We start from the raw sequence: 22895 nt of genomic DNA, 5'->3' as shown, positions 1-22895 counted from the left end.
TTCTTGCGTCTTCTATAGTGGACAACAGAATAAGATAGGTGACGGCGGCTCCACAAGACCCCTGCATCGATCCTGTCACGATATTGGGGAGAAGCGAAGTGGCACGCGAAATCCGTTTCAACGCCTTCGACATGAATTGCATCGGGCATATCCAGCAAGGCCTCTGGTCGCATCCGCGCGACCGGTCGATGGAGTATAAGAGCCTCGCCTACTGGACCGACTATGCCAAACGTCTGGAGGCCGGCCTCTTCGATGGCATCTTCCTGGCCGATGTCGTCGGCATCTATGATGTCCTCAGCGGCAGTCCGGCCCCCGCCCTGCGCGGCGCCGTGCAGGTGCCGGTCAACGATCCGATGATGCTGGTGCCGGCCATGGCCTCGGTCACGCAGCATCTCGGCTTCGGCGTCACCGCCAACCTGATGTACGAACAGCCCTTTCTGTTCGCCCGCCGCATGGCAACCCTCGACCACCTGACCGGCGGTCGCATGGGCTGGAACATCGTCACCGGTTATCTCGACAGCGCCGCCCGCGCCATCGGTCTCGACGGCCAGATGGCCCATGACGACCGCTATGATCTCGCCGATGAGTATATGGACGTCGTCTACAAGCTCTGGGAAGGCAGCTGGGAGGACGATGCCGTCGTCGCCGACAAGGCGGGCCAGGTCTATGCCGACCCGGACAAGGTGCATGCCGTCCACCATCATGGACGCCAGTACAGGCTCGATGCCTATCACCTCTGCGAACCCTCGCCGCAGCGCACGCCGGTGCTCTATCAGGCAGGCTCCTCGCCGCGCGGCCGCCAGTTTGCGGCAACCCATGCCGAATGCGTCTTCGTCAACGGCCAGAAGAAGGAGGGCGTGCGCGAGATCGTGACCGATATGCGTGCTCGGGCCGAAGGGCTTGGCCGAAGCGGCGATGACATCAAGGTTTTCCTTGGCGCCACCATCGTCACCGGCCGAACCGAAAAGGAAGCGCAGGAGAAATTCGAGGATTACCGCCGCTATGTCAGTTCCGAGGCAGCCCTGACCCATGCCGCCGCCTCCATGGGCATCGACTTCGACAAATTCGACATGGACGAACCGGTCGAGACCGGAAAAAGCCAGGCGATCACCTCCAACATCAAGGCCATGGATCGCGCGGCCGGTCCGCAGTGGACCAAACGCAAGCTGATCGAACAGATGGTGCTCGGCAGCCGCCAGCCGCCACTCGTCGCTTCGGCCGATCAAGTCGTCGACTGGCTGGTTGACTGGGTGGAAGATACCGGCGTCGATGGCTTCAACCTGTCGCGCACCGTCGTGCCGGAATGTTTCGACGACATCATCGAACTGGTTATTCCCCGTCTGCAGGAGCGCGGCCTCTATAAGACTTCTTATCAGGAGGGACCGCTCAGGGAGAAGCTTTTCGGCACGCCACGCCTCAAGGGGAACCATGTGGCAACCACGCATCGACAGCGGCAGACATGATGCAGGGCCAGACCTCAGGACCCTGAGGGTTGGGCATCTCGACCATGTCCAGCCAAAGCATGATCGCTTCGGCGCCGGACAATGCGGAAGAACCTAGTACATTTTGGGTGATCTCGTGATCACGGGAATGTTCTATGACGATTTGCCTCGCTCGCTGTCGCCGGTGGGGCAATGCTACTTTGCAACCTGAGAATCATAATGCGCGCATGGGTAGCAATTCGCTAGGGCGGGCCAAAATTGATGGGGGAGGCATCTGCCAGAGGAGCCTCCGGGGAGGCGTGATTGAGAGTTGCGGTCGTGAGAAACCCCATTGCGGGAGGCCGTGTGGGTCAAAAGCGATGGGAGCCTTTGCATGCGGCCTTCCGTCAGCGTTTTCCGGGTCTGGAAGTCCATGAAAGCCGCTCCGGCGGTGATGCCCGAAGGCTCGCCCGCGAGCTCGCAGCCGGTCCTTTTGACCTCTTGCTTGTGGCAGGCGGTGACGGAACCATCAGCGATGTCGTTGATGGCATCTTGACGTCAACACGCCCCGACATCCCGCTCGCCTTTCTACCGGTCGGCACCGGCTGTGATTTCGTTCGCAACTTCGCGCTTCCAAGCGATCCCGCAGCGCTGGCTGATCACATCGCCCTTGCGCCGTTTCGCAAGATCGATGCCGGCCTGCTGATCAGTCGCGATAGCGCCGGAAACGAACAGCGTCGCCACTTTGCCAACATCACCAGCGTCGGCATTTCCGGCGAGATCGTCGATGCAGTGAATGCGCCCGGCCGTCGGCGCATCCTCAACGGTCCGCTTCGGTTCATGGTACATTCGGCCCTCGCCATGTTGCGTTATCGGCCCTATGACTTCGACATCCTGGTTGACGGCGTGCAGGTGCATCAAGGGCGCCTTGCTGTCGTGGCCATCGCCAATGGTGCCTGGTTCGGCGGTGGCATGCACATCACGCCCGAGGCCAATGTCGCCGATGGTCTCCTCGATGTCGCGGTGATGCGGGAGGAAAAGGTCATCGGTCTTTTGAATTTACTGGGACGCCTGCATTCCGCCGGCCATGTCGGTCACCCGTTATTGAGCTTCCACAGGGGGCATCGCGTCGAAGTGCGCCCGCGCGATCCGGCGCGTTTTCCGATCGAGGTCGATGGCGAGAATGCCATTCGTGGCAGCTTTATCGCCGAAATTCTGCCCGAAGTCCTCACCGTCAAGACCTGACGGCGGGCAGCCTCAGAACGCGCCTTCCCATTCGGCCATGGCGGCAATCACGCCGGGAAGGTCCTGCATCCGGGCAATCACCGTTTCGGCGCCGGCATCCGTCAGCCGATCGGCATGCGAGGGATAGGTATGCGATGCCCCGGTGAAGCCGACCACACGCATGCCGGCTTCGCGCGCCGCATGCACGCCATGCACGGAATCCTCGATGACGATGCACTTCGACGGGCTGACATTGAACTGCTTGGCACCATGCAGGAAGATGTCGGGCTTCGGCTTGACGCGGTCGGCGCCGAGATCCTTGGCCGAATAGATATGCGGCGCGAAGAACTCCTTGAGCCCGACCTTGGAGAGCATCATGTCGAGACGGTGCGAGGAGGAGTTGGAGCAGATGCAGCGCGGGCCCGATATCCGCGACAGCGCATATTGCACGCCCTCGATCGCCTTCACCTCGCGCGCCAGGCGCTGGTCGAGCAGCTGTTCCGACTTGTCGATCAGGCTTGCCGACAGCGGAATGTCGATCTCCTTCTCGATCGACAGAAGAATGTTCTTCCAGGTCATGCCGGCGAAACGCTCGCCCATTTCCTCGACCGAGATCGGATAGCCCGCTTCCGTCAGAAGCTTCGACTCGACCTTGGCCGCGATGATCTCGGAATCGACGAGCACGCCGTCGCAATCGAAAAGGGTGAGGTCGAAGCCGCTCATGGAAACATCCGTCATGTGGTCCAGGGAAGGTCGCTCCCTACACGATCGCAACGACAAGGACAATCACGCGCGGCGCAGGGCTGGTGTGCCGATCGACGCAGGTCCCAAACCGCGGCCTAACCTTTGGCCATCGCCAGCAGCACCGCCTCGAAGGCCAGCGGATAGCGCTTCAGCCCACCAGCCTTTTCCATCATGTCTGCCAGCCAGACGCCATCGGCCGCCAGCCTGACCGCAATCAACGACGGGTCGCCGTCCGTTTCGGCATGCCGTGCCATGCGGCCGTCGAGCCAGGCAGACCAGAGCGCGCGCAGCGCCGGCTCCGAGACGATCGCGACCGACAGCGCCGCCCAGAGGCTGCGCTCGCCAAGCAGACGATCGGAAAAGCAGGCGCGCACATAGGCCCGCGTGAAGCGCCCGCGCGCCACGGGATCACCGGCCATGGTCTTCTCGATCTCCCGGTCCATCTGCTCCAGCAGATCGGAAAACACGGCGGCAAGCAGCGCCTGCTTGCTGTCGAAATGATGCAGCAGCCCGCCCTTGGTCACGCCGGCGCGTTCGGCCACAGCCTGAATGGTGATCGCCTGCGCGCCCTGTTCGGCGGCAATCTGGGCGGCGCAATCCAGCAGCGCCCGGCGCACCTGCTCCGGCTGCTTCTTGCGGTGATGGGCCGACAGCTGAGCCTCGGCGGGGGAGGGCGAGACCATCAATGGGCCGCCGTGTTCGACAGCGTGTTCATCACGATCACGCCCGACACGATCAGGCCGATGCCGGCAAGGGCTGCATAATCGAGGCTCTGCTTGAAGACGAAGACGCTGATCAGCGCCGTCAGCACAATGCCGAGCCCGCCCCACATGGCATAGGCAACGCCGAGCGGCATGCCCTTGAGCGCATGGGTAAGCAGGTAGAAGGAGGCGGCATAAAGCATCACCATGCCGGCCGTCGGCAGGAGCTTGGTGAACTGCGCCGACTTCTGCAGAAGCGTGGTGGCGATGACTTCGAGCACGATGGCGCCGGCAAGCGCGCCATAGGCAGTGATGGCGGGGGACATGGAAGAAACTCCAAAAATAGGACTTGTTTTAAACATACCGTACGGTCGGTTTCTTTTCAAGGCCTTCCGAGCCGAATTCCGTGACCTCAGTCGGGCAGCGGAAACCAGTTCAAAAACTGCCGTTCGCCCTCGGGTGAGAACCGGATGATCCGGCTCTCCTCCACCCGCCGGGCAAGGCCGCGATCGAGAAAATGTTTCAGCAGCGCGGCCCCCAGCGTGCCCGCCAGATGCGTCCGCCGTTCGCTCCAGTCAAGGCAGGCGCGGCACAGCTGCCGGCGCTTTGCCCTGAGGCTGCCGATATCGAGACCCCGGGCATCGAGCAGCGCCTCGCCCTCTGTCGTGAGCGTCAGCGCCTCGTCCTCCGCTCGGATGGCGCCCTGCGCAATCAGGCTGTCCAGCATCCGCACACCATAATCGCCGGCCAGATGGTCATAGCAGATCCGCGCCTTGCGCAGCTCCGGCTCCTTCGGCCCGGTGCGGTGGCGCATGTGCCCGCGCGTCGCCGAAAAGCTCATCAGGCTTTCGATCATCGCGCCGACTTGACCATCGGCCAGCGCGAAATAGCGATGCCGCCCCTGCTTGCGCTGGGCGAGGAGCCCGCCGTCTTCCAGCTTCGCGAGATGTGAGCTCGCCGTCTGCAGCGTCACGCCGGCCGCCCCCGCCAACTCCGTTGCCGTCAGCGCCTTGCCGCCGATGAGCGCCAGCAGCATGTTCGAACGCGCGGGATCGCCGATCAGCGAGGCGATGCGCGCGATATCAGGGCCTTCCGCCATGTGTTCCTCTCCCGGTTCGCAAGGGCAGTCTGCATTGCCAGTGTAGCCAATGCTTCGATCCCGGTCGAACTGTTGATGATGAGGCGTCGTGCAAAACTTCGATCCCGATCGAAGCATCCCACCCTTCGTTCATGGCAAACCGGCCTCGCAACAAACGAGGAGTTCCCCCATGATCACCTGCATCATCCGCTATCGCATCGACCCCTTCGGTCACGACGATTTCGCCACTTACGCTCGCAACTGGGGCAAGGCGATCCCGCGCTGCGGCGCCGATCTCGTCGGCTATTTCGCCCCGCACGAGGGCTCGGCAACCACGGCCTACGGCATCTACCACATCGAAAATCTGGCAGCCTACGAGGCCTATCGCGCAAGGCTCGCCGCCGATCCGCTGGGCAAGGCCAACTACGACTTCGCCAGAAACGCCCGCTTCATCCTGGAGGAAGACCGCCTCTTCCTCAAAAACGTCTCCAATCCACCACTGTCGAAAGTCCAGCCATGATCGCCGTCATTTTCGAGGTGGTGCCATTTGTCGGAGAACGCCACCGCTATCTCGATCTCGCCGGAGACCTTCGCGCCCATCTGCAGGCCACCGACGGTTTCCTCTCCGTCGAGCGCTTCGAGAGCCTGACGACCCGTGGCAAGCTGCTGTCGCTCTCCTTCTGGCGCGACGAAGAGGCGGTTCGCCGCTGGCGCGAAACGGAAGAACACCGCGCTGCCCAGATGGCTGGCCGAGGCGGCGTCTTCGCCGATTACCGTCTGCGTGTAGCCCATGTCCTGCGCGACTACGGTCTTCATGCGCGCGACGAGGCGCCGGAGGACAGCCGGGCGAGGCATGGGTGAGGGGAGGGTTGGGGAGAGCACCGTAGTCCCTCTCCCTCGACAAGCCATGCCCCGCTGACTATGCATGACCGCATGCCCAAGACGCGCGACGATTCCTTGAAGGACACGGTGGCGAGCCGCATCAGCCGCGCGCTGGCGGAGCGCATCATCCATGGCGAACTGGTGCCCGGCTCGCGCCTGGCGCAGGACCATATCGCAGAGGAATTCGGCGCAAGCCATGTGCCGGTGCGTGAAGCCTTTCGCCGGCTGGAGGCGCAAGGGCTCGTCGTCTCGCTGCCCCGTCGCGGCGTCCGCGTCGCAAGCTTTGATCTCAAACAGGTGCGCGAAGTCGCCGAGATGCGCGCAGCACTCGAAGTTCTTGCGCTCCGCCACGCCGCCCCGAACCTCACGCCCGAGGTGCTCGCTGCCGCAGAACAGGCCGCAGCAGACGCCGATGACGCCAAGGATGTTCGAACCTGGGAGGAGGCCAACCGCCGCTTCCACCGGCTGATTGTCTCCACCTGCGGCATGCCGCGACTGCTGTCCGTCATCGACGACCTGCACGCCGTCTCCGCCCGCTTCCTCTTCGTCGCCTGGCGCGCCACCTGGGAAGCCCGCACCGACCACGACCACCGCGCCATTCTCGAAGCCTTGAAATCCGGCGACGCATCGGAAGCCGCCCGCATCCTCGAGCGCCACGTCCAATGGATCGGCCGCGCGCCTCTGCCGGTGCCAGGCCGCGCCGAAACCGAAGGCTTCGCCATCGTCGGGTGAGCGTCGCCGAGCCGTTCCGCCGCACTCCACCTCCCCCTTGAGGGGGGAGGTCGCCGCAAAGCGGCGGGTGGGGGTGAACCCCGCTGACCTGTCCAACTTCCACTTGCTTTGATCGCTGCCATATCGCCTTCGTTTCCGGGAAACGTCGAGATCACCCCACCCCGGACCTTCGGTCCGACCCTCCCCCTCAAGGGGAGGGTGTTGGTGGCGCCACCTCAGGCCCCCCATCCTGGCAGAAGAAGGTTCCGCTCTCCGCTGACCCACTATCGCGCTGTGATAGAAGCGCCCCTCTCTGGTGACCAGCCCTCATCCTGAGGCGGGAGCGAATGCTCCCCTCGAAGGACGAGGGCGTGTGGCTCCTCCGTGGCCTCGCCCTTCGAGGCCTGCTGGCGCAGGCGCCTCAGGGTGAGGGGCGAGGTCGCGCCTTCAAGTTAAATTATAGATAAAAATGAAAATGTGACGCCACTTTGCCCTTTGCTCGGCGGTTTGACTGCCAAACGGATAGCCTTGACCGCAAAATTCCTCAATCCACCATCTTGGCATCCGCCGATTCCATAGATAAAAGATTCTGCGCCACTTAAAATTATCTATAAAATGGAGATTGCCCATGATGACACTTCTCACGCCCGCCGCTCGCGGTTTCGATCCGCTCGGCATTTCAGGCCGTTCGCTTCCTGTGCAGGCCGCTCTTCTCCTCTTTGGAACGGCTGTGCTGGCCCTTGCCTCGCAGATTTCAGTGCCCATGGTGCCGGTGCCGATCACCATGCAGACCTTCGCCATCACCATGATCGGCGTGCTCTATGGCTGGCGTCTGGGCGCACTCACCGTGCTTGCCTGGCTGGGTGAGGCGATGATGGGCCTGCCGGTTCTCGCCAATGGCGGTGGCGGGCTTGCACCCTTTGTCGGCCCGACCGCGGGCTACCTCGTCTCCTTCCCGATCATCGCGGCACTGGCCGGTTACCTCGCGGAAAAGGGCTGGACGGGCAGCCATGTGGTCAAAAGCTTCCTCGCCCATCTCTCGGCCAACATCCTGTGCCTCGCCATCGGCGGTGCCTGGCTTGGCACTCTCATCGGTGCCGAGAAGGGCTTGGCTCTCGGCGTTACGCCCTTCATCCTGGGTGCCGTCCTGAAATCCGCACTCGCCGCCGCTCTGCTGCTGGCGCTGGCCCGCCGCCAGACGAGCACGCTCGACATCTAAGGCAAACATGACCGTCCGGCTCCGCGCCCACCACCTGCTCTGCATGCTGACCTATGTCGGCAAGGGCTATTCGCCCGCCTTCGTCGAGAACTACGAGGTCATTGCCGCAAGGCTCTCGGCCGGCGAGGAGATCGAGCTGGTGGCGGGGCCGGACGATATATGCGGCCCGCTGACCGCAGACCCCGAGGCTCATTGCCATGGCGCAAGCGTCATCGAGCGGGACCGCGCGGCGGCAGCCGCCGTCGCCCGCCTGATCGGCAGCCCGCTTCCAACAGGCGCTCGCATCACGCCATCAGCCGCACTGCTCGCCCGGCTCAGAAAAACCTTCGCCACCGGCGAGATCCGCGCGGCCTGTTCCGGCTGTGAATGGTCAAGCCTTTGCGACAGCGTGGCCGAGGGCGGTTATCTGGGCGTCCGCGTCGCGCCCTGAGGCCGGCGGGATCTCCTTCTCCCCGCTCGCGGGGAGAAGGTGCCCGAAGGGCGGATGAGGGGCGTATCTGGACCTGATGACATGTCCCACAACCTCTGGCAGACTTCCCGTCTGGAGGCCCCCGCCATGATCACCCTCGATATGCTCCGCCAGATCATACTCGCTTTGCCGGCCACGGAGGAAACCACCTCCTGGGGTGCCGTGTCCTTCAAGGTCAACGGTAAGGCCATGCTATTCTGGAACCCGACCCATGACTGCCCGGTTTTCAAGGTCCCCTTCGAGGAGCGCGACCACCTGATCGAGATGGACCCCGACACCTTCTTTACGACAGATCACCATCGCCCCTATCCGATGGTACTCGCCCGCCCTCATCGCCTCGATATCGACTGGGCGCGGGAAAACCTCACCCGTGTCTGGCGAGCGCAGGCGAAGAAGGCGGTGGTGAAAGAGTGGGATGTGCGACGGTGAGGCTCCTCTTCTCCCCGCTGGGGAGAAGAGAGAGCGCGCGGCGGCGCCTCCGTATCAATCTGTGCCTTTGAACTCGGCTCGTTTACGCGCTTTGAACGCATCGAAATCAAACGGCTGAGGCTCGCCGGACTGTTCGCCCTTGATCAAGGCATCCTGCAGCGCCTTCACCTTGGCAGGCTCGGCACGTCCCTCGGCAATTGCAAGCGCCTCTTCGGCGCTCTGGATCAGCTCTTTTCCGAAACTCATGCTCTGGTCTTTCTCTGTCTATAGGCATCGGCCAGCCTGGGAGGGATGCGCGCCAAGTTCGTTTCGCTCCTCCTTCGAGAGGTTTCTCTATATCCGGCCTATCTGGTGCCCATCCGAAACTAGACAAGCAGCCAGAGCAGGAGCAGGGCAAACACAAGCGACAACGTCAGCCACACTGCCCAACGGCGCCGGCTGCTAGCGCTCCGTCGCGCTATGACTCCGGCTCCGCGCAACCTCCCTCGCTCTGAGCGCTCTTGGAACGCCAAGGGTACTTCTGCTGGATTTGCGTGTTCTGGCCGACCTAATCCAGCCTCCCGCGCGATAGCCTGCGCGGCGCCTTCAGTCATGGGTGGTCGAGAAGAGCTTTGGGGCAAGCGGTTCTCCTGTCGAGGTTTCTTGTGGCCACACGAAGAGTGCTTCAAGCAATGGTTGCTTGCAAGCGGCGCCGCCACTTTTCGGGATAATCCGCCCCCCATCCCACCCCCGCACAAAATCTCACCCCCTCTTCACCCTTCAGTAACCAACTTCGGTAACCATAAGCCTCACATCCCGTGCTGCGTCAGCGTAAGAGTGAGTAACCCATGGCTTCCGTATTCCCGATTGCCGAACTCCGCCGTTCGTCCGACCCGCTGGCCTGGGTCGACAGCATCATCAAGGGCGATTGCGTTGCCGCCCTCGAGGCCCTTCCCGACAAATCCGTCGACGTCATCTTTGCCGATCCGCCGTATAACCTGCAGCTAGGCGGCGCCCTGCATCGCCCCGACCAGTCACTCGTCGATGCCTGCGACGACGAATGGGACCAGTTTGCCTCGTTTGAAGCCTATGATGCCTTCACCCGCGCCTGGCTCTTGGCGTGCCGCCGCGTGTTGAAGCCGACAGGCACGATCTGGGTGATCGGCAGCTATCACAACATTTTCCGCGTTGGCGCGACGCTTCAGGATCTCAACTTCTGGATCCTTAACGACATCGTCTGGCGCAAGACCAACCCGATGCCGAATTTCAAGGGCCGTCGTTTCCAGAACGCCCATGAGACGATGATCTGGGCCTCGCCCGATCCGAAGGCCAAGGGTTACACCTTCAATTACGATGCGATGAAGGCGTCGAACGACGACGTCCAGATGCGCTCCGACTGGCTCTTCCCGATCTGCTCGGGCGGCGAGCGGCTGAAGGGCGACGACGGCAAGAAGGTCCATCCGACCCAGAAGCCGGAAGCGCTGCTGGCCCGCGTCATCATGGCGTCCACCAAGCCGGGCGATATCGTGCTCGATCCCTTCTTCGGCTCCGGCACGACAGGGGCCGTCGCCAAGCGTCTCGGTCGCCATTTCGTCGGCATCGAGCGCGAGCAGGATTACATCGATGCGGCCTCGGCCCGCATCGCCGCCGTCGAGCCGCTCGGCAAGGTCGAACTGACGGTCATGACCGGCAAGAAGGCCGAACCCCGCGTCGCCTTCAACGTTCTCCTGGAAGCAGGCCTCGTGAAGCCCGGCCAGGTCCTGACCGATGCCAAGCGCCGCCACTCCGCCATCATCCGTGCCGACGGCACGCTGACGGCAAACGGCGAGGCAGGCTCCATCCACCGCGTCGGTGCCAGGGTGCAAGGCCTCGATGCCTGCAATGGCTGGACCTTCTGGCATGTCGAGGACGAGGGCGCCCTGAAGCCGATCGACGACCTGCGCTCGGTCATCCGCAGCCGCATGGGCGGCCTGGAATGATCAAACGGCTCCGGCGCGTTTGAAACGCCGAAGCCGATTTTCATCAGTATTAGAATAACTTCACATAGCTGTGATCAGCTTCGAGCAAGTCGAAGCTCTTACATGGGCTGCATTCGATCCCCAGGGATCGATCTGGCGCGGGCAGGGGTCCGCCAACTCCACCCGCGCCAGCGCCTCATTCTCAGGCCGTCACGCCCAGCCCCTGCAGATCCGCCTTCAACTGTTCCGCCCCGGTAAAATGCACCGCCTGCCAGCCGGCAGCGCGCGCGCCTTCGACATTGGGCAGGCTGTCGTCGATGAACAGGGAATGCGCTGGTGACAGGCCGAAATCATTTGCATGCCGCTCGTAGATCGCCACGTCAGGCTTGATCAGACCCACTTCGCCCGAGACGGTCACACCGCGCGGCAGGTTGAGGAATGGGTACATCTTGCGCGCCTCGGAAAATGTGTCGGCTGCGAAATTGGTGAGCATGGTCACGTCGCGTCCCGCATCGATCAGCCCGGTCATGATGGAAACGCTGTCCTCATAGGCATGCGGCACCATCTCGGCCCAGTGCTTCCGGAAGGCGCGGATATGCGCTTCCTTCTCGGGGAACTCTGATATCAGCAGCGCCTCGGCATCCGCCCAGCTGCGACCGCGATCCTGCTCGATGTTCCAGTCATGGGTGCAGACCCGCGCGAAGAAATCCGCCCGCTCATCTGCGTCCGGGATGATCCGCGAAAAGGGCAGGTTCGGATCGTAATGGATGAGCACCTTGCCGATGTCGAAGACGATATGGCGGATTTCGGTCATGTCTTAGCCCTTGAGTGTTGGAAAGGCGGTTGGAATAGCTGCCGCAATTGCCTTCTTCATGACAGTCGGCAGCGCTTCCCCATCAAGTTCGGTGACCGGCACCCAGAAACCGTGATCGCCGACGGGGCAGTCGATCGGCCCGACGCGGTAGATCGACAGCCGGAGTTCGAAATGCGTGAAGACATGGGAAATGCTTCCCGCCGCCTGCCACTCGGCGGGGAAAGGGGCAGCGTCCACCCCCGTTTCCCCGTCCTGCCGCGAGGTCCAGTCGGTCGTCGGCACCTCCGTCATGCCGCCCAGCAGGCCGCTTTCCACCCGCTTGCGCAGCAGAAGCCGCCCGTCGCGATCAACAGCGATGAAGGCGGCCCCCAGCCGCACCGGCTTTGCCTTCTTCGCCGCCTTGACCGGAAAACGCTCCGGCTCGTCACTCGCGAGCGCCAGACAGGCATCGTTGAACGGACAGAGTGCGCAGGCCGGGCGCTTCGGCGTGCAGATCGTGGCGCCCAGATCCATCATCGCCTGGGCAAAGTCCCCGGGCCGATCGGTCGGCGTCAGCTCTGCGACCTTCGCCTTCATCTGCGGCTTTGATCCCGGAAGCGGCGCCTCGATGGCATGGAGCCGTGAGATCACCCGCTCGACATTACCGTCCATGACAGCGGATGGCCGGTTGAAGGCGATCGCGGCCACCGCTGCCGAGGTATAGTCGCCGATGCCCGGAAGCGCGCGCAATCCCTCTTCGGTATCCGGAAAGACCCCGCCATGCTCTGATGCCACGGCTTCGGCACATTTCTTCAGGTTGCGGGCGCGCGCGTAGTAGCCAAGCCCCGCCCAGGCCGCCATGACATCCTCGTTCGGTGCCTCCGCAAGATCCTTGACCGTCGGCCAGCGACTAACGAACTTGGCAAAATAGGCCTTCACCGCCGCAACCGTCGTCTGCTGCAGCATCACCTCGGACATCCAGATGTAATAGGGATTGGGCTTCACGCCGCGCTTGGCCGCGCTGGGCGAAATGCGCCAGGGGAGCTCCCGGTGATGCCGGTCATACCAGGCAAGAAGCGTGGGAGCTGTCGGTCGTGTCAGGGCTTTGCTGGGGAGTGTCACGCCGGCCATTTGCGAAAGGAGGGGAGGATGGACTATATCTGGCCAAAGCAGCCGCCCGATCAAGGGCCGATGTGAAGGATCCCCAGCCGCCATGGCCACGTTCAAGGGTGCAAACCAGATCGCCGACATCGCCAATGGCATCGTCGACCCGGTGCTGGCGCGCCGTGCCGGCATCAACACGGCGCTGCTCGGCTCCTGGGAAGACATCGTCGGCGAGGGCTTTGCCGATTGCACCCGCCCCGAAAAGATCGCCTGGCCGCGCCGCTCGGACCTGCCCGAAGATGGCGGCCATCGCCCCGGTGTCCTGACGATCGCCTGTGAAGGTGCGCGCGCGCTCTTCCTCTCCCATGCCCAGGGCGAGCTGATCGCCCGCATCAACGGCTTCTTCGGCTACCCCGCGATCGGCCAGGTTCGCATCGTCCAGAAACCGGTCTCGGTCGCAAGCACGAGGCCTCGCATCCGCAAGCTCGAAGGCGAAAAGGCAAAGCGGCTGGCCGCGATGATGGAGGGCATCGAAGACGAGAACCTCCGCCGCGCCGTCGAGCGGCTCGGCACCGCCGTGCTGCAGGCCAAGCGAAAGTAGCCACTGGTTGTCCGCTCCGGCGCTGAGCCGTTGAAACCCACAGGTTTTCCCCGCCGACCTCAGCCTTGTTGCCGCTGATCCGGCCAAGTTTGGGTCGATCCCAGTCATCGCGTTGCCCGTCATGCGACCCGCGTCTACCAGTCGCTGTACCGGCCTGTTGCAAGCGGCCGCGAAAGCCCTTGTCAACAGCAGGTCAAGCCGTGAACGTTCACAATCCAGCGCCCGATCGCAAGATCGCGTCCAATGCCGCCCCGCGACAGCCGGCCTGGCGTATTCCGCTTCCCGGCGCACGCGCTCCTTACCTGGCTCCGGTGCTTTTCGCGATCATCGCCGGCATCGATAGTCTCGGCACCAGCATTGCGTTTGCCGCGCTGATCTTCGCCGGCCCGCTCGCCTCCGGCTTTTCCATGGGCGTCGGTGTCATCTTGCTGTCCAGCATCATCATGGCGTTTTGGATTGCGCTGCGCAGCCGCTATCCATCAAGCATCGGCCAGGTGCAGGAAGCGAGCATCGCCATCCTCGCGACCGCGATCTTTGCAGCAACCCTGCGGCTGGAACTCGCCCCGGAAGAGGTCAAGGTTGCCACTGCCTTTGCCATTCTCGGATCCAGCGCGGTGGTCACCGGCCTGGTCTTCTGGCTCTTCGGCCTCTGCCGCTTTGGCCGGCTCGTTCGTTTCATGCCCTATCCGGTCGTCGCCGGTTTCCTCGCCGGCTCGGGCTGGCTGCTGATCCAGGGTGCCGTGATGATGATCATCGGCGACCGCAACCTCGTCGATCTTCTCGTCAGGCCGGAGGGCCAGCAGGCGGTCGCCAATCTCTATGTCGCCGTTGTCTTCTCGATCGTCATGGTCTTTGCCCTGCGCCGTTCGACGAGCCCGCTGACCATGCCGCTGGTCCTGCTCGGCGGCGGTTCCCTCTTTTATGCAATGCTGGCGGCGATCGGTGTCGAAAGCGAAGAGGCGCGCGCCCTGCAGTGGCTGCCGGCCATGTCTGCGGATCAGGGTTTTGCCCTCCCGAACCCCGTCGAAGTCGTCGCCTCTGCCGATTGGTCGGTCGTCCTTCATGCCCTGCCGGCGATCATCTCGGTCGCGCTGCTCGGCATGGTCGGGCTGCTGCTCAACACCAGCGGCCTCGAAGTGGCGACCCGCCGGGAAATCGACGCCGATGCCGAACTGCGCACGACCGGCATCGCCAATATCGTCGCCGGCGGCTTCGGCGGCGCGCCGGGTTACACCGGCCTGTCGATGACACTGCTGGCCAACCGCATGGGGGCCAAGGCGCGGTCAGCCGGCATCGCAACCGCTATCGTGCTGGCGCTGATGCTGCCCTTTGCGGGTGAGCTGGCCGGCGCCATGCCGACTTTCGTTGCCGCCGGGCTGATGATCGCGCTCGGCGTCGAACTCATCCACGACTGGCTCTGGCGCACCCGCGCGCAGCTGCCGCGCATGGAATGGCTCGTTGTTCTCGCCATCCCGCTCGGCATGGCCGCCTCCGGCTTCATGGGCGGCATGGCTCTGGGGCTCGCGCTTTCCATCGCCAGCTTCGTCTACAATTACGCCCGCCTCTCGGTGATCCGCGTCAATGCCTCGCTGCGTGAACGCAAGAGCAGCATCGACCGCCCCCCGGCGGAAAACAGCCTGATCGAGCTGGAGGGCGAACAGGTCCAGGTGCTGGAATTGCAGGAATTTCTGTTCTTCGGCACGGCAGAACAGATCATCGAGGCGATCCGCCGCCGTCAGCAGGATCGCAGCCGCCTGTCGCTGCGCTTCGTCGTCATCGATTTCCGCCGCGTCAGCGGCATGGATGCGGCCGCAGCCGCGACCTTCGTCAAGATCCGCAACCTGCTCGCCGGCAGCGAGATCGAACTGGTCTTCAGCAGCCTCTCGCCCGAGATTGAACAGGCCCTAGCCCGAAATGGCATCGACTTCGCCTCAGACTCATCCGTGGAGCGCGAACGCGATCTCGATCACGCATTGGAGCGCTGCGAGGAACGTCTGATCGCCGCGATCAGCCGGGAGGAGACCTGGCAGGATATCGAAGACTACTTCGCCCAGACCATTGGCCCGAGCGCGAGGCTGAAGGACCTGGTTGCCTCGATGGAGGAGATCCGTCTGCAGCCGGGTGACCGCTTTATCCGGGCGGGCGAACCGGGCGACGATCTCTTTCTGCTCTGGACCGGCCGCGCCAAGGTCGAGGCTGTGCTCGCCAACGGCAAGCGCCTTAGGCTGCGAACCGTCAAACCCGGCGTCGTGCTCGGCGAAATCGCCATCTATCGCGGCGGTCCGCGCACGGCAGATGTCGTCGCCGAAGTGCCCTCGACGGTTTATCGCCTCGCCCGCCGCCAGCTGCGCTATCTCGAACAGGCAGACCCCGAGCTCGCGCTCCTCGTCCACCGCCTCTGCGCCACCACGCTTGCCGAACGGCTCACCATCGCCAACCGCGTGGTCCAGTCGCTACACGAGTGAGGAGTAGAGGGTCGTGACGCTGCAGGACGCCTCGCTTCCGCAAAAGCCGGACGGAGTGCATGTCACAACGATGCCGCAGGCATCCTCCCGGCTTGGCATGACGAGGATCAGCGGCCTCCTGGCGCCCCTGCTGTTCGCCGTGATCGCGGGCATCGACGGCCTCGGCACGAGTATCGCGTTTGCCGCGCTCATCTTCACCGGTTCCGTCTCCGCCGGCTTCGGCATGGGCGTCGGAGCCATCCTGATGTCCAGCGTCCTGCTCACGCTCGTCATCGCGCTTGGCAGCCGCTACCCGGCGAGCATCGGCCAGGTGCGCAAGCCGAATGTCGCAATCCTGGCGGCGGCGATTGCTGCGGCACTGGCCTCTCCGGCATTGATGGATGCGTCGGAAGAAGTCCGCATCATGACCGCTTTCGCCATCCTTGGCACCAGTGCGGTTGCAACCGGTGTCGTCTTCATCCTGTCGGGCGCCTTCGGCTTCGGCAAGCTCGTGCGTTTCATGCCCTTCTCGGTCATCGCCGGCTTCCTGGCCGGTTCCGGATGCCTGATGATTCAGGGGGCCGTGAACATGCTCCTCGCCGGGCATCCGGTCATCGATCTGTTCACGACCGCGGATGGCCGGCGGGCCATCGCCAACCTGCACATTGCCCTGATCTTCGCCTTCATTTTGAACTTTTCGTTGCGCCGATCCTCAAGCCCGCTCGTTGCCCCCGGCATCATGCTGGCAGCGACCGCTCTGTTTTATCTGATGCTGGTGGGTCTCGGAGCGGACGCTGAAACAGCCCGGAGCTTCCACTGGCTGCCCGCCCTGCCGGCCGGGGCCGGCCTCGAACTGCCATCGCCCATCGCCATTCTGACGCATGCCGATTGGTCTGCCGTTGGCCACGCAGCGCCCGCCATCGCGTCGGTCGTGCTTCTCTCCATGGTCGGCCTTCTCCTCAACACCAGTGGTCAAGAGGTCGCCACACGCCGTGAGATCGATGCCGACAGCGAATTGCGCACGACGGGCCTTGCCAATCTCCTGGCCGGTGGCTTGGGCGGAGCGCCGGGGTTCAGCAGCATGAGCATGACGCTGCTCGCGACCCGCATGGGCGGCGTAAGCCGCCTTCCAGGCTTCGCCACCACGCTGGTCCTGGTCTTGATGCTGCCCTTTGCCGGACAATTGGCCGGTGCCATGCCGACCTTTGTCGCTGCCGGCCTGATGATCACGCTTGGTTATGACATGGCGGAGGAATGGCTCTGGGGAGCGCGTCGCCAGCTGCCGCGCAGCGAATGGATGGTGGTCCTGACCATCCCCTTCTGCATGCTGGTCTTCGGCTTCCTGACCGGCATGATGATCGGCCTTGCGCTCGCCATCCTGTCCTTCGTCTACAATTACGCGCGATTGTCGGTGATCCGCAGCGACACGTCCCTGCATGCTCGCCGCAGCAGCACGGATCGCCCGCTCGTTGAAACAGCCCATCTGGAAGCGGTTGGCGATCAGGTCCAGCTGCTGGAGCTCCAGGAATATCTGTTCTTCGGAACCGCCGAACAGGTGGTTACGGCCATGCGTCGCCGTTTGCAGGACCGACATCGTCCCAAGTTGCTTTATGCCATCGTCGATTTCCGCCGCGTCAGCGGCATGGATGCGGCCGCCGCTGCTGCTTTTCTCAAGATCGGCAACCTCTTGGCGGAAGCGGGCGTTGAACTGCTTTTCAGTCATCTGTCACCCGACACTGAGGCAACGCTTCGCCGCAATGGTCTGGGGGCACCGGATGGCCCCGCCCTGCGTCTTGAGCCCGATCTCGATCATGCGATCGAATATTGCGAGCAAGCGCTGTTGCAAGAGACGGCTCGCGAAGAGAGCTGGGACCGGGTTGAGGATTATTTGGCGCAAACGATTGGCCCGAGCGCACGAGTGAAGGACCTGGTTGCCTCGATGGAGGAAATCCGTCTCCAGCCGGGCGACCGCTTTATCCGGGCGGGCGAACCGGGCGACGATCTCTTCCTGCTCTGGACCGGCCGCGCCAAGGTCGAGGCTGTGCTCGCCAACGGCAAGCGCCTGCGGCTGCGAACCGTCAAACCCGGCGTCGTGCTCGGCGAAATCGCCATCTATCGCGGTGGCCCGCGCACGGCCGATGTCGTGGCGGAGGTCCCCTCGACCGTTTATCGCCTCGCCCGCCGCCAGCTGCGCTATCTCGAACAGGCCGATCCGGAACTCGCGCTCCTCGTTCACCGCCTCTGCGCCACCACACTCGCTGAACGCCTGACCATCGCCAATCGGGTTGTCCAGTCGCTGCACGAGTGAGATGGACTACTTGCTGCTCGCGGTAAACACGCCGTCCCAGTTGTCGGGAGCGGTCTCCGGCAGCAGGGCGAGCCGCTCGTGGTAGAGCCTGTGCGTGCCTGAAAGCGGGTTTTGTGGCCGCGTAACGAGATCTTTCAGCAGATCGCGTGCAGCGGCAAGATCGCCCGACTGCCAGGCCGCGATCAATGCCGCGTGCGCCTGCAGCAGATCGGATTGATCCGATGGCAGCGCATCGGCGAGCCCGATCAGCGCATAGAGCGTCACAGGCGCCTGCCGCCCGACCACGCGCACCCGGTCCACTTCCGCAAAAGCGAGGCCCGTCGTGCCGGTTCGTACCTCCTCGGTGACCAGGATCGAGACATCGTAAAGCTTGGTCATCCCTTCGACGCGAGAGGCGAGATTGACGCTGTCGCCAAGGCAGGAATAGCTGAAGCGCTGGTCGGAGCCGAGATTGCCGACACAGGCCATGCCGGTGTTGAGACCGATGCCGATCTTGAGCGCCATGCCGCTCTCGCGGTTGAGACGAGCCAGCGCCGAAACCATGTCGAGAGCGGCAAGGCAGCCCTTTTGCGGATGCTCGGTGATGTCGAGCGGGGCGTTCCAGAACGCCATGATCGCATCGCCGATATACTTGTCGATCGTCGCCTCGCGTTTCAGAAGCACGTCGGTCATCGGCGTCAGGAAATTGTTGAGCAACCCCGTGAGCTCAGTCGGCGTCATCGTTTCGGAGAGGCTGGTAAAGCCTCTGATGTCGGAGAAGAGGATGGTGAGCTCGCGATCCTCGCCGCCGAGTGTCAGCCCTTCCGGGTTCTCGGAAAGACGTTCGACAAGTGTGGGCGACAGATAGCGCCCAAAGCTCTCGCGCACGAAGCGCTTTTCTCGATGGGTGAGCATTAGGAGCAGCGGCAGCGCCGTCAGCAAGACGGCTCCGAGGGCAGCCAGGGGCAGCAGCGGATCGAAGAGTGTCAGCGCCTGAGAGAAGGCGAGCCAGGATCCGCCGGCGACGAGCGTTGCAAGCAACATACCGGTTACCGCCGAAAGGGCAGGGGAGGCGCTGGCCAGGACGAGGAGCAGGATCAGGCCGACGGCAATTGCCGCCGCCCGTTCTGCCCCGATGATCCAGTCGGGCCGCTGCAGGAAGATGCCACTGGCGATCTGGTCGATGATTTCGGCATGCACCTTGACGCCAGGCATCGCCGGATCGACCGGTGTTGCGACGATGTCGCGCAGACCGACCGCGCTGGTTCCGACCAGCAGGATGCGCCCCTGGATCAACCCGGCCAATGTGTCGGCTTTTGTCGGGTCGAAGAAATCGGCGGCGGAAATGACCGGCATGTTCGGTAGGCCGGAATAATAGATCCAGATCTCACCATCGGCCGAGAGCGGCACATCGAGCGCCCCGACCCTCAAGTCCGTGAAGGCCGAACCTTCTTCGGGTCCGGCAGCGCGCAGGATGAAGGCACCCTCCTGTTGCGCAATCCTGAGCGTCTCGATGGAGAGCGCCGGATAGAGCCGGTCACCGCTCGAAGAGACTAGCGGGAAGCTGCGGATAATGTTGTCCGGCGTCGGCGGGAAGGAGAAATAACCCATCGCCGTCGCTCGCTCGGTCAAAACGGGCAGGTTGGACAAGGCGCCGGAATAGGGCGTGAGCCGCGCGCGCGGATCAGGCCCCAGAAAGGAAAAGCCTGCCTTCGGCTCCGGTGGCGGTGCCGTGGTCTCGTTGCTGAGCGCGATCCCAAGCGCCACGGCGTTCGAGCCGACCACCTCGGCCAATTGGAGATCCGGGTCCGGCATATCGGTTCCGATATCGATGGCAATCCCCTGGCGCCGCATTTCCTCAACGAGACGGGCCGGTGCCGTCCGGTCTGGTTCTGAAAACACGATGTCGAAGCCGATCGACGCAGCCCCCAGGCCGCTCGCCTGCGTCACCATCTCGGCCACGGTCCGGCGAGACCAGGGCCATTGCCCAAGCTTGCCGATCGAGGCCTCGTCAATGTCGATGACCGCAACCGGCGGATCTGTCGCTTCGCGCGGTTTGATCAGCTGATAGGCGTCGAAGACCAGCGCCGTCAGCCGGAAGGCCTGCGGCGCGAAGGTCGCCTGGCCGAAAATGACCGCGACCAGCGCCGCAAGACCCACGAGCACAACGCCGAGCCTGCGGCGTTGCGAGGCGGAGAGGCGGGCACGGGGGGTGAGGACTTCGACCATCAGGCGGATTATCGACTGCCGGCGAAAATGCCGCTGGACGACCAGCCATTGCCATCACTGGCAGTGAAGTTGCCCATGATGCCCTTGACCGGATCCGGCGGCATATCGAAGCCGCCCGGGCCCTGTGCGAATGCGCCGCTCACGCTCATGTCTATGCTGCCCGAACTGCTGCCGGCGAACGTGGCCTTGGGCGCCCCGTTGTTGTCGAAGCTGACGCTGGTCGAAAAGTCGCGGCCATCAAAACCCCCAACCGAAATGGTGCCGGTACGCGTTCCAAAGTCCATGGTCGCGTCCAACTCGCCGGTGGCAATGTAGCGGTTGGTCCCATTCATCACTGTGCCCACCGCATGGCCGGCATAGGTCGCAGATCCGGACGGCGGCATGTCGATCGCCTCCGGATTGACGCCCACGATCCAGTTGCCAAGGTGAACCTCGTACGGGACTTCCCCGGCGCGATTGCGACCCCACCAGCCCCAAGTCATGAATTCGCATGTATTGCAAATCTGGCTGGAATTGCCGCCATCGAAGATCTTGGCTTCCACCACGCCGGAGGAAACCATATAGGACCCTTGCTCGTGGTTCGTGGCGGCCATCAACTGGTCGGAAAGATAAGCCGAGTCCGCGTCGCTGGAGTAGAGATCCGCATATTCTGTCCCGCCATCGGACGCAAAACGGGCTGATACCGTGCCGGTATCGGCATCCGGCGTGACGCGCACTCTGCCGGTCAACAGTCTTTCATCACCAAAATCCTGCATCACGCCTGCGGCAAATCCCTGCAACGTCTCGCCGCCCAGGCGCTTTTCACCGCTGATCGAGGTGTTGTCATCGCGGCTCCCCACATGGAGCTGTTCGTATCCTGCGAACGATGGCGTCTGGTATGTTTCGTCCATTGTGTCGATGCTTCCGGCACCAATCACCAGATATTCTCCATCAGCGCCCAGGAAATGATCGGCTCCCGCTGTGCTGCCGAAACTGCTCGCCAGACCCTGGCGATGGTCGGCAGATCCATTGGCGGCTTCTCGGCTCGATCCCGCCGTCGAGGCCGTAAGCCCGTAGCCGCCCGACTTTAGTTCGAAGGCGCCGCTCAACACGCTAATTGCACTCTTCTGTGCACTGCCGGAGCCACTGATGACGAGCGATGCCTGCAGGGCCCGACCAATGACACCATCACTGGTATCTGAAACCCCACTGACGAGCAGATCGCTCACCACGGCTTCATCGCTCTCCGCGAAACTTCCGGTAAACGGTATCGTTGTCCCACTGCCATTCGTCAAAGCGGCGAGAAGATCCGGTTCCAGAACGTAGGACAGGATTTCGCCGGTCGAGAGTGTTTCCTGCGCATCTGCAGGTGTGCCGCCGATGACATAGAAGGCCTTGGGATCGGTATTGCCGGCCGTCAGCATGTAGGTGAAGAAACCGCCGCTTCCTGTATAGGCCGTACCGTTCACGGCTGTGCCGTTGACCGAACCCGAAACAGTGCGCTCGGCCAGCACGCTGGTCGAGGACAATGCCGGCAGGGTAAAGCTGTTGCCGTCGCCATCCGTCCCGCTCAGGGTCCCATCGGCCTCGCGGGTCAGTGTCCCCTGCGAAGCGGCAAGCCTGAGCTCATTGGAGCCGCCACCCGGCGATGCGATAGGCCCACCGCCTCCTGGTGCTTCGCTTGGCGAGAGCACGGAAACGGAAGTCTCCGTATCGCCGTCGCTTCCGCCGCCCCCGTCGCTTCCGCTGCCGCCGCTGCCGCCAGTATCATTGCTACCACCGCTTTGCACTTGCGGCTGCGGCCCCACGGCGCGCTGCGACGTACTCGCCACCTCCTCGACCGGTGTCGTCACGATCGGGCGCGGCGTCGGTACGGGGATGGCGTTATCCGAAGGCAGCTGCGCGGAATTGCTCTCAGCAACCGGGCTGCTGGCCACCGTCTGCTCCGTCGGTGCATTGCTTGCGCCGCCGCTCTGGCCAGGCCGGCCCGCCAGAACCTGCTGCAGTCCGCTGACCCATTGCGGCGGGGTGCGCTGGACACGCGGCTGACCCTCGCCAGCGACGATCGAGAAGCCCTGCTGGAAAAGCCGTTGCGGTGCGCCATTGCCGGTGAGCTGCACCTCGTTGCCATAGACCAGCGTCAGATGCGGTGGCAGGGTCTGGCCGTCGGAAGTCTGACCGCCAAGATTGATATCGACCACCGCGCCACGAATGCCGGCCGTGCCGATCGGTGTGTTGATCTTTACATTGCCACTTGCCTTCGATGCCCTGCCGCCGATGAAGCGCAAAGCACCCTTCGTCATGGTCGCCGCCAAAGAAGCGGTGTTCTTTTCCGGATCATAGACGAAGCTGTCGATCACCACGGAGGAATTCGGCCCAACCGTGAAGGACGTGCCGTCAGCCAGCAGGATCTGCACCAGACCCGCAGCGCTCGTCTCGATCCGGTGATTGCGGATGACGGGATCGCCAAGCGATACAAGGCGCGTCCGCCCGGCACCGTCGATCGCGGTCGCATTCGGATTGACGGCTGCGGTCACGCCCGCGACATCGGTTTCCGCCAGCGCCGGCTGGGCGGCCATCACCAGCAGCGCAGCGGAAGCGGAAAGCAGGATAGGGCGTGTCTTTCGCTTCATCGGGATGCTC

General features: G+C 63.5%; 21 protein-coding genes. 12 read left to right on the top strand and 9 right to left on the bottom strand.

What is annotated here, in order from left to right:
* Positions 1-98: 98 nt before the first annotated feature.
* Together AC1PUL_RS12625 and AC1PUL_RS12620 are read left to right on the top strand one after the other, a co-directional pair.
* On the top strand, positions 99-1463 hold the full coding sequence (locus AC1PUL_RS12625) for an LLM class flavin-dependent oxidoreductase (RefSeq protein WP_480464526.1): 1365 nt from the start codon (positions 99-101) through the stop codon (positions 1461-1463).
* A gap of 297 nt (positions 1464-1760) precedes the next feature.
* Complete coding sequence (locus tag AC1PUL_RS12620; RefSeq protein ID WP_480464525.1) at positions 1761-2666, top strand: diacylglycerol/lipid kinase family protein; 906 nt, start codon at positions 1761-1763, stop codon at positions 2664-2666.
* A 12-nt stretch (positions 2667-2678) separates the two neighbouring features.
* Here AC1PUL_RS12620 and AC1PUL_RS12615 read toward each other — a convergent pair whose 3' ends face one another.
* The 4 genes from AC1PUL_RS12615 to AC1PUL_RS12600 all read right to left on the bottom strand — a co-directional run bounded on the left by AC1PUL_RS12615 (position 2679) and on the right by AC1PUL_RS12600 (position 5189).
* Positions 2679-3368: an HAD family hydrolase gene (locus AC1PUL_RS12615; RefSeq protein ID WP_480464524.1), complete on the bottom strand. Its 690-nt coding sequence runs from the start codon at positions 3366-3368 to the stop codon at positions 2679-2681.
* A 116-nt stretch (positions 3369-3484) separates the two neighbouring features.
* Positions 3485-4072 (bottom strand): TetR/AcrR family transcriptional regulator, encoded by a 588-nt coding sequence (locus AC1PUL_RS12610; RefSeq protein ID WP_480464523.1) that lies wholly within the window; start codon positions 4070-4072, stop codon positions 3485-3487.
* Complete coding sequence (locus AC1PUL_RS12605; protein WP_480464522.1) at positions 4072-4416, bottom strand: DMT family transporter; 345 nt, start codon at positions 4414-4416, stop codon at positions 4072-4074. The genes AC1PUL_RS12610 and AC1PUL_RS12605 overlap by 1 nt, the downstream gene beginning before the upstream one ends.
* An 86-nt stretch (positions 4417-4502) precedes the next feature.
* Positions 4503-5189, bottom strand: a complete 687-nt coding sequence (locus AC1PUL_RS12600; RefSeq protein WP_480464521.1) for an ArsR/SmtB family transcription factor — start codon at positions 5187-5189, stop codon at positions 4503-4505.
* Positions 5190-5358: 169 nt separating this feature from the next.
* Here AC1PUL_RS12600 and AC1PUL_RS12595 point away from each other — a divergent pair, with 169 nt between their 5' ends.
* The 6 genes from AC1PUL_RS12595 (at position 5359) to AC1PUL_RS12570 (ending at position 8878) form a co-directional block, all read left to right on the top strand.
* Complete coding sequence (locus AC1PUL_RS12595; RefSeq protein ID WP_480464520.1) at positions 5359-5688, top strand: NIPSNAP family protein; 330 nt, start codon at positions 5359-5361, stop codon at positions 5686-5688.
* Positions 5685-6029 (top strand): antibiotic biosynthesis monooxygenase family protein, encoded by a 345-nt coding sequence (locus tag AC1PUL_RS12590; protein WP_480464519.1) that lies wholly within the window; start codon positions 5685-5687, stop codon positions 6027-6029. The genes AC1PUL_RS12595 and AC1PUL_RS12590 overlap by 4 nt, the downstream gene beginning before the upstream one ends.
* A 72-nt stretch (positions 6030-6101) precedes the next feature.
* The gene (locus AC1PUL_RS12585; protein ID WP_480464518.1) at positions 6102-6782 is read left to right on the top strand and encodes a GntR family transcriptional regulator; all 681 of its coding nucleotides are present in this window, start codon (positions 6102-6104) and stop codon (positions 6780-6782) included.
* Positions 6783-7392: 610 nt separating this feature from the next.
* Positions 7393-7980, top strand: a complete 588-nt coding sequence (locus AC1PUL_RS12580) for a biotin transporter BioY (protein WP_480468573.1) — start codon at positions 7393-7395, stop codon at positions 7978-7980.
* Between the two features lie 7 nt (positions 7981-7987).
* Entirely contained in the window at positions 7988-8410 is a 423-nt protein-coding gene (locus AC1PUL_RS12575) for a DUF1284 domain-containing protein (protein ID WP_480464517.1), read from the top strand.
* A gap of 126 nt (positions 8411-8536) precedes the next feature.
* The gene (locus AC1PUL_RS12570; RefSeq protein ID WP_480464516.1) at positions 8537-8878 is read left to right on the top strand and encodes an MmcQ/YjbR family DNA-binding protein; all 342 of its coding nucleotides are present in this window, start codon (positions 8537-8539) and stop codon (positions 8876-8878) included.
* Between the two features lie 54 nt (positions 8879-8932).
* Here AC1PUL_RS12570 and AC1PUL_RS12565 read toward each other — a convergent pair whose 3' ends face one another.
* A complete protein-coding gene (locus tag AC1PUL_RS12565) occupies positions 8933-9124 on the bottom strand; it encodes a type II toxin-antitoxin system ParD family antitoxin (RefSeq protein ID WP_480464515.1) in 192 nt (63 codons plus the stop codon).
* Between the two features lie 581 nt (positions 9125-9705).
* Here AC1PUL_RS12565 and AC1PUL_RS12560 point away from each other — a divergent pair.
* On the top strand, positions 9706-10836 hold the full coding sequence (locus AC1PUL_RS12560; protein WP_480464514.1) for a DNA methyltransferase: 1131 nt from the start codon (positions 9706-9708) through the stop codon (positions 10834-10836).
* A gap of 181 nt (positions 10837-11017) precedes the next feature.
* Here AC1PUL_RS12560 and AC1PUL_RS12555 read toward each other — a convergent pair whose 3' ends face one another.
* On the bottom strand, positions 11018-11629 hold the full coding sequence (locus AC1PUL_RS12555; protein WP_480464513.1) for an HAD family hydrolase: 612 nt from the start codon (positions 11627-11629) through the stop codon (positions 11018-11020).
* 3 nt (positions 11630-11632) lie between these two features.
* The gene (gene mutY / locus AC1PUL_RS12550) at positions 11633-12739 is read right to left on the bottom strand and encodes an A/G-specific adenine glycosylase (RefSeq protein WP_480464512.1); all 1107 of its coding nucleotides are present in this window, start codon (positions 12737-12739) and stop codon (positions 11633-11635) included.
* An 82-nt stretch (positions 12740-12821) separates the two neighbouring features.
* Here mutY and AC1PUL_RS12545 point away from each other — a divergent pair, with 82 nt between their 5' ends.
* From AC1PUL_RS12545 to AC1PUL_RS12535, 3 genes are all read left to right on the top strand, one after another.
* Entirely contained in the window at positions 12822-13313 is a 492-nt protein-coding gene (locus AC1PUL_RS12545; protein WP_298466852.1) for a DUF721 domain-containing protein, read from the top strand.
* 200 nt (positions 13314-13513) lie between these two features.
* Positions 13514-15778 carry a SulP family inorganic anion transporter gene (locus AC1PUL_RS12540; protein ID WP_480464511.1) on the top strand — a complete coding sequence of 755 codons (2265 nt, stop codon included), beginning with the start codon at positions 13514-13516 and terminating at the stop codon, positions 15776-15778.
* A 13-nt stretch (positions 15779-15791) separates the two neighbouring features.
* A complete protein-coding gene (locus AC1PUL_RS12535) occupies positions 15792-18065 on the top strand; it encodes a SulP family inorganic anion transporter (RefSeq protein ID WP_480464510.1) in 2274 nt (757 codons plus the stop codon).
* Positions 18066-18071: 6 nt separating this feature from the next.
* Here AC1PUL_RS12535 and AC1PUL_RS12530 read toward each other — a convergent pair whose 3' ends face one another.
* A complete protein-coding gene (locus tag AC1PUL_RS12530) occupies positions 18072-20273 on the bottom strand; it encodes a CHASE2 domain-containing protein (RefSeq protein WP_480464509.1) in 2202 nt (733 codons plus the stop codon).
* An 8-nt stretch (positions 20274-20281) separates the two neighbouring features.
* Complete coding sequence (locus tag AC1PUL_RS12525) at positions 20282-22885, bottom strand: FecR family protein (RefSeq protein ID WP_480464508.1); 2604 nt, start codon at positions 22883-22885, stop codon at positions 20282-20284.
* Between the last annotated feature and the right edge of the window lie 10 nt (positions 22886-22895).

Source organism: Rhizobium sp. P43 (assembly GCF_056730705.1).
This window is presented reverse-complemented; position numbering and strand designations above follow the sequence as displayed.

Excerpts from the sequence above, each read along its gene's own strand:
- AC1PUL_RS12600 (WP_480464521.1), bottom strand. The coding sequence starts at position 5,189 with ATGGCGGAAGGCCCTGATATCGCGCGCATCGCCTCGCTGATCGGCGAT.
- AC1PUL_RS12545 (WP_298466852.1), top strand. The coding sequence starts at position 12,822 with ATGGCCACGTTCAAGGGTGCAAACCAGATCGCCGACATCGCCAATGGC.
- mutY (WP_480464512.1), bottom strand. The coding sequence starts at position 12,739 with ATGGCCGGCGTGACACTCCCCAGCAAAGCCCTGACACGACCGACAGCT.
- AC1PUL_RS12595 (WP_480464520.1), top strand. The coding sequence starts at position 5,359 with ATGATCACCTGCATCATCCGCTATCGCATCGACCCCTTCGGTCACGAC.
- AC1PUL_RS12590 (WP_480464519.1), top strand. The coding sequence starts at position 5,685 with ATGATCGCCGTCATTTTCGAGGTGGTGCCATTTGTCGGAGAACGCCAC.
- AC1PUL_RS12580 (WP_480468573.1), top strand. The coding sequence starts at position 7,393 with ATGACACTTCTCACGCCCGCCGCTCGCGGTTTCGATCCGCTCGGCATT.
- AC1PUL_RS12530 (WP_480464509.1), bottom strand. The coding sequence starts at position 20,273 with ATGGTCGAAGTCCTCACCCCCCGTGCCCGCCTCTCCGCCTCGCAACGC.
- AC1PUL_RS12585 (WP_480464518.1), top strand. The coding sequence starts at position 6,102 with ATGCCCAAGACGCGCGACGATTCCTTGAAGGACACGGTGGCGAGCCGC.
- AC1PUL_RS12605 (WP_480464522.1), bottom strand. The coding sequence starts at position 4,416 with ATGTCCCCCGCCATCACTGCCTATGGCGCGCTTGCCGGCGCCATCGTG.
- AC1PUL_RS12570 (WP_480464516.1), top strand. The coding sequence starts at position 8,537 with ATGATCACCCTCGATATGCTCCGCCAGATCATACTCGCTTTGCCGGCC.
- AC1PUL_RS12525 (WP_480464508.1), bottom strand. The coding sequence starts at position 22,885 with ATGAAGCGAAAGACACGCCCTATCCTGCTTTCCGCTTCCGCTGCGCTG.
- AC1PUL_RS12575 (WP_480464517.1), top strand. The coding sequence starts at position 7,988 with ATGACCGTCCGGCTCCGCGCCCACCACCTGCTCTGCATGCTGACCTAT.
- AC1PUL_RS12565 (WP_480464515.1), bottom strand. The coding sequence starts at position 9,124 with ATGAGTTTCGGAAAAGAGCTGATCCAGAGCGCCGAAGAGGCGCTTGCA.
- AC1PUL_RS12560 (WP_480464514.1), top strand. The coding sequence starts at position 9,706 with ATGGCTTCCGTATTCCCGATTGCCGAACTCCGCCGTTCGTCCGACCCG.
- AC1PUL_RS12555 (WP_480464513.1), bottom strand. The coding sequence starts at position 11,629 with ATGACCGAAATCCGCCATATCGTCTTCGACATCGGCAAGGTGCTCATC.
- AC1PUL_RS12610 (WP_480464523.1), bottom strand. The coding sequence starts at position 4,072 with ATGGTCTCGCCCTCCCCCGCCGAGGCTCAGCTGTCGGCCCATCACCGC.
- AC1PUL_RS12615 (WP_480464524.1), bottom strand. The coding sequence starts at position 3,368 with ATGAGCGGCTTCGACCTCACCCTTTTCGATTGCGACGGCGTGCTCGTC.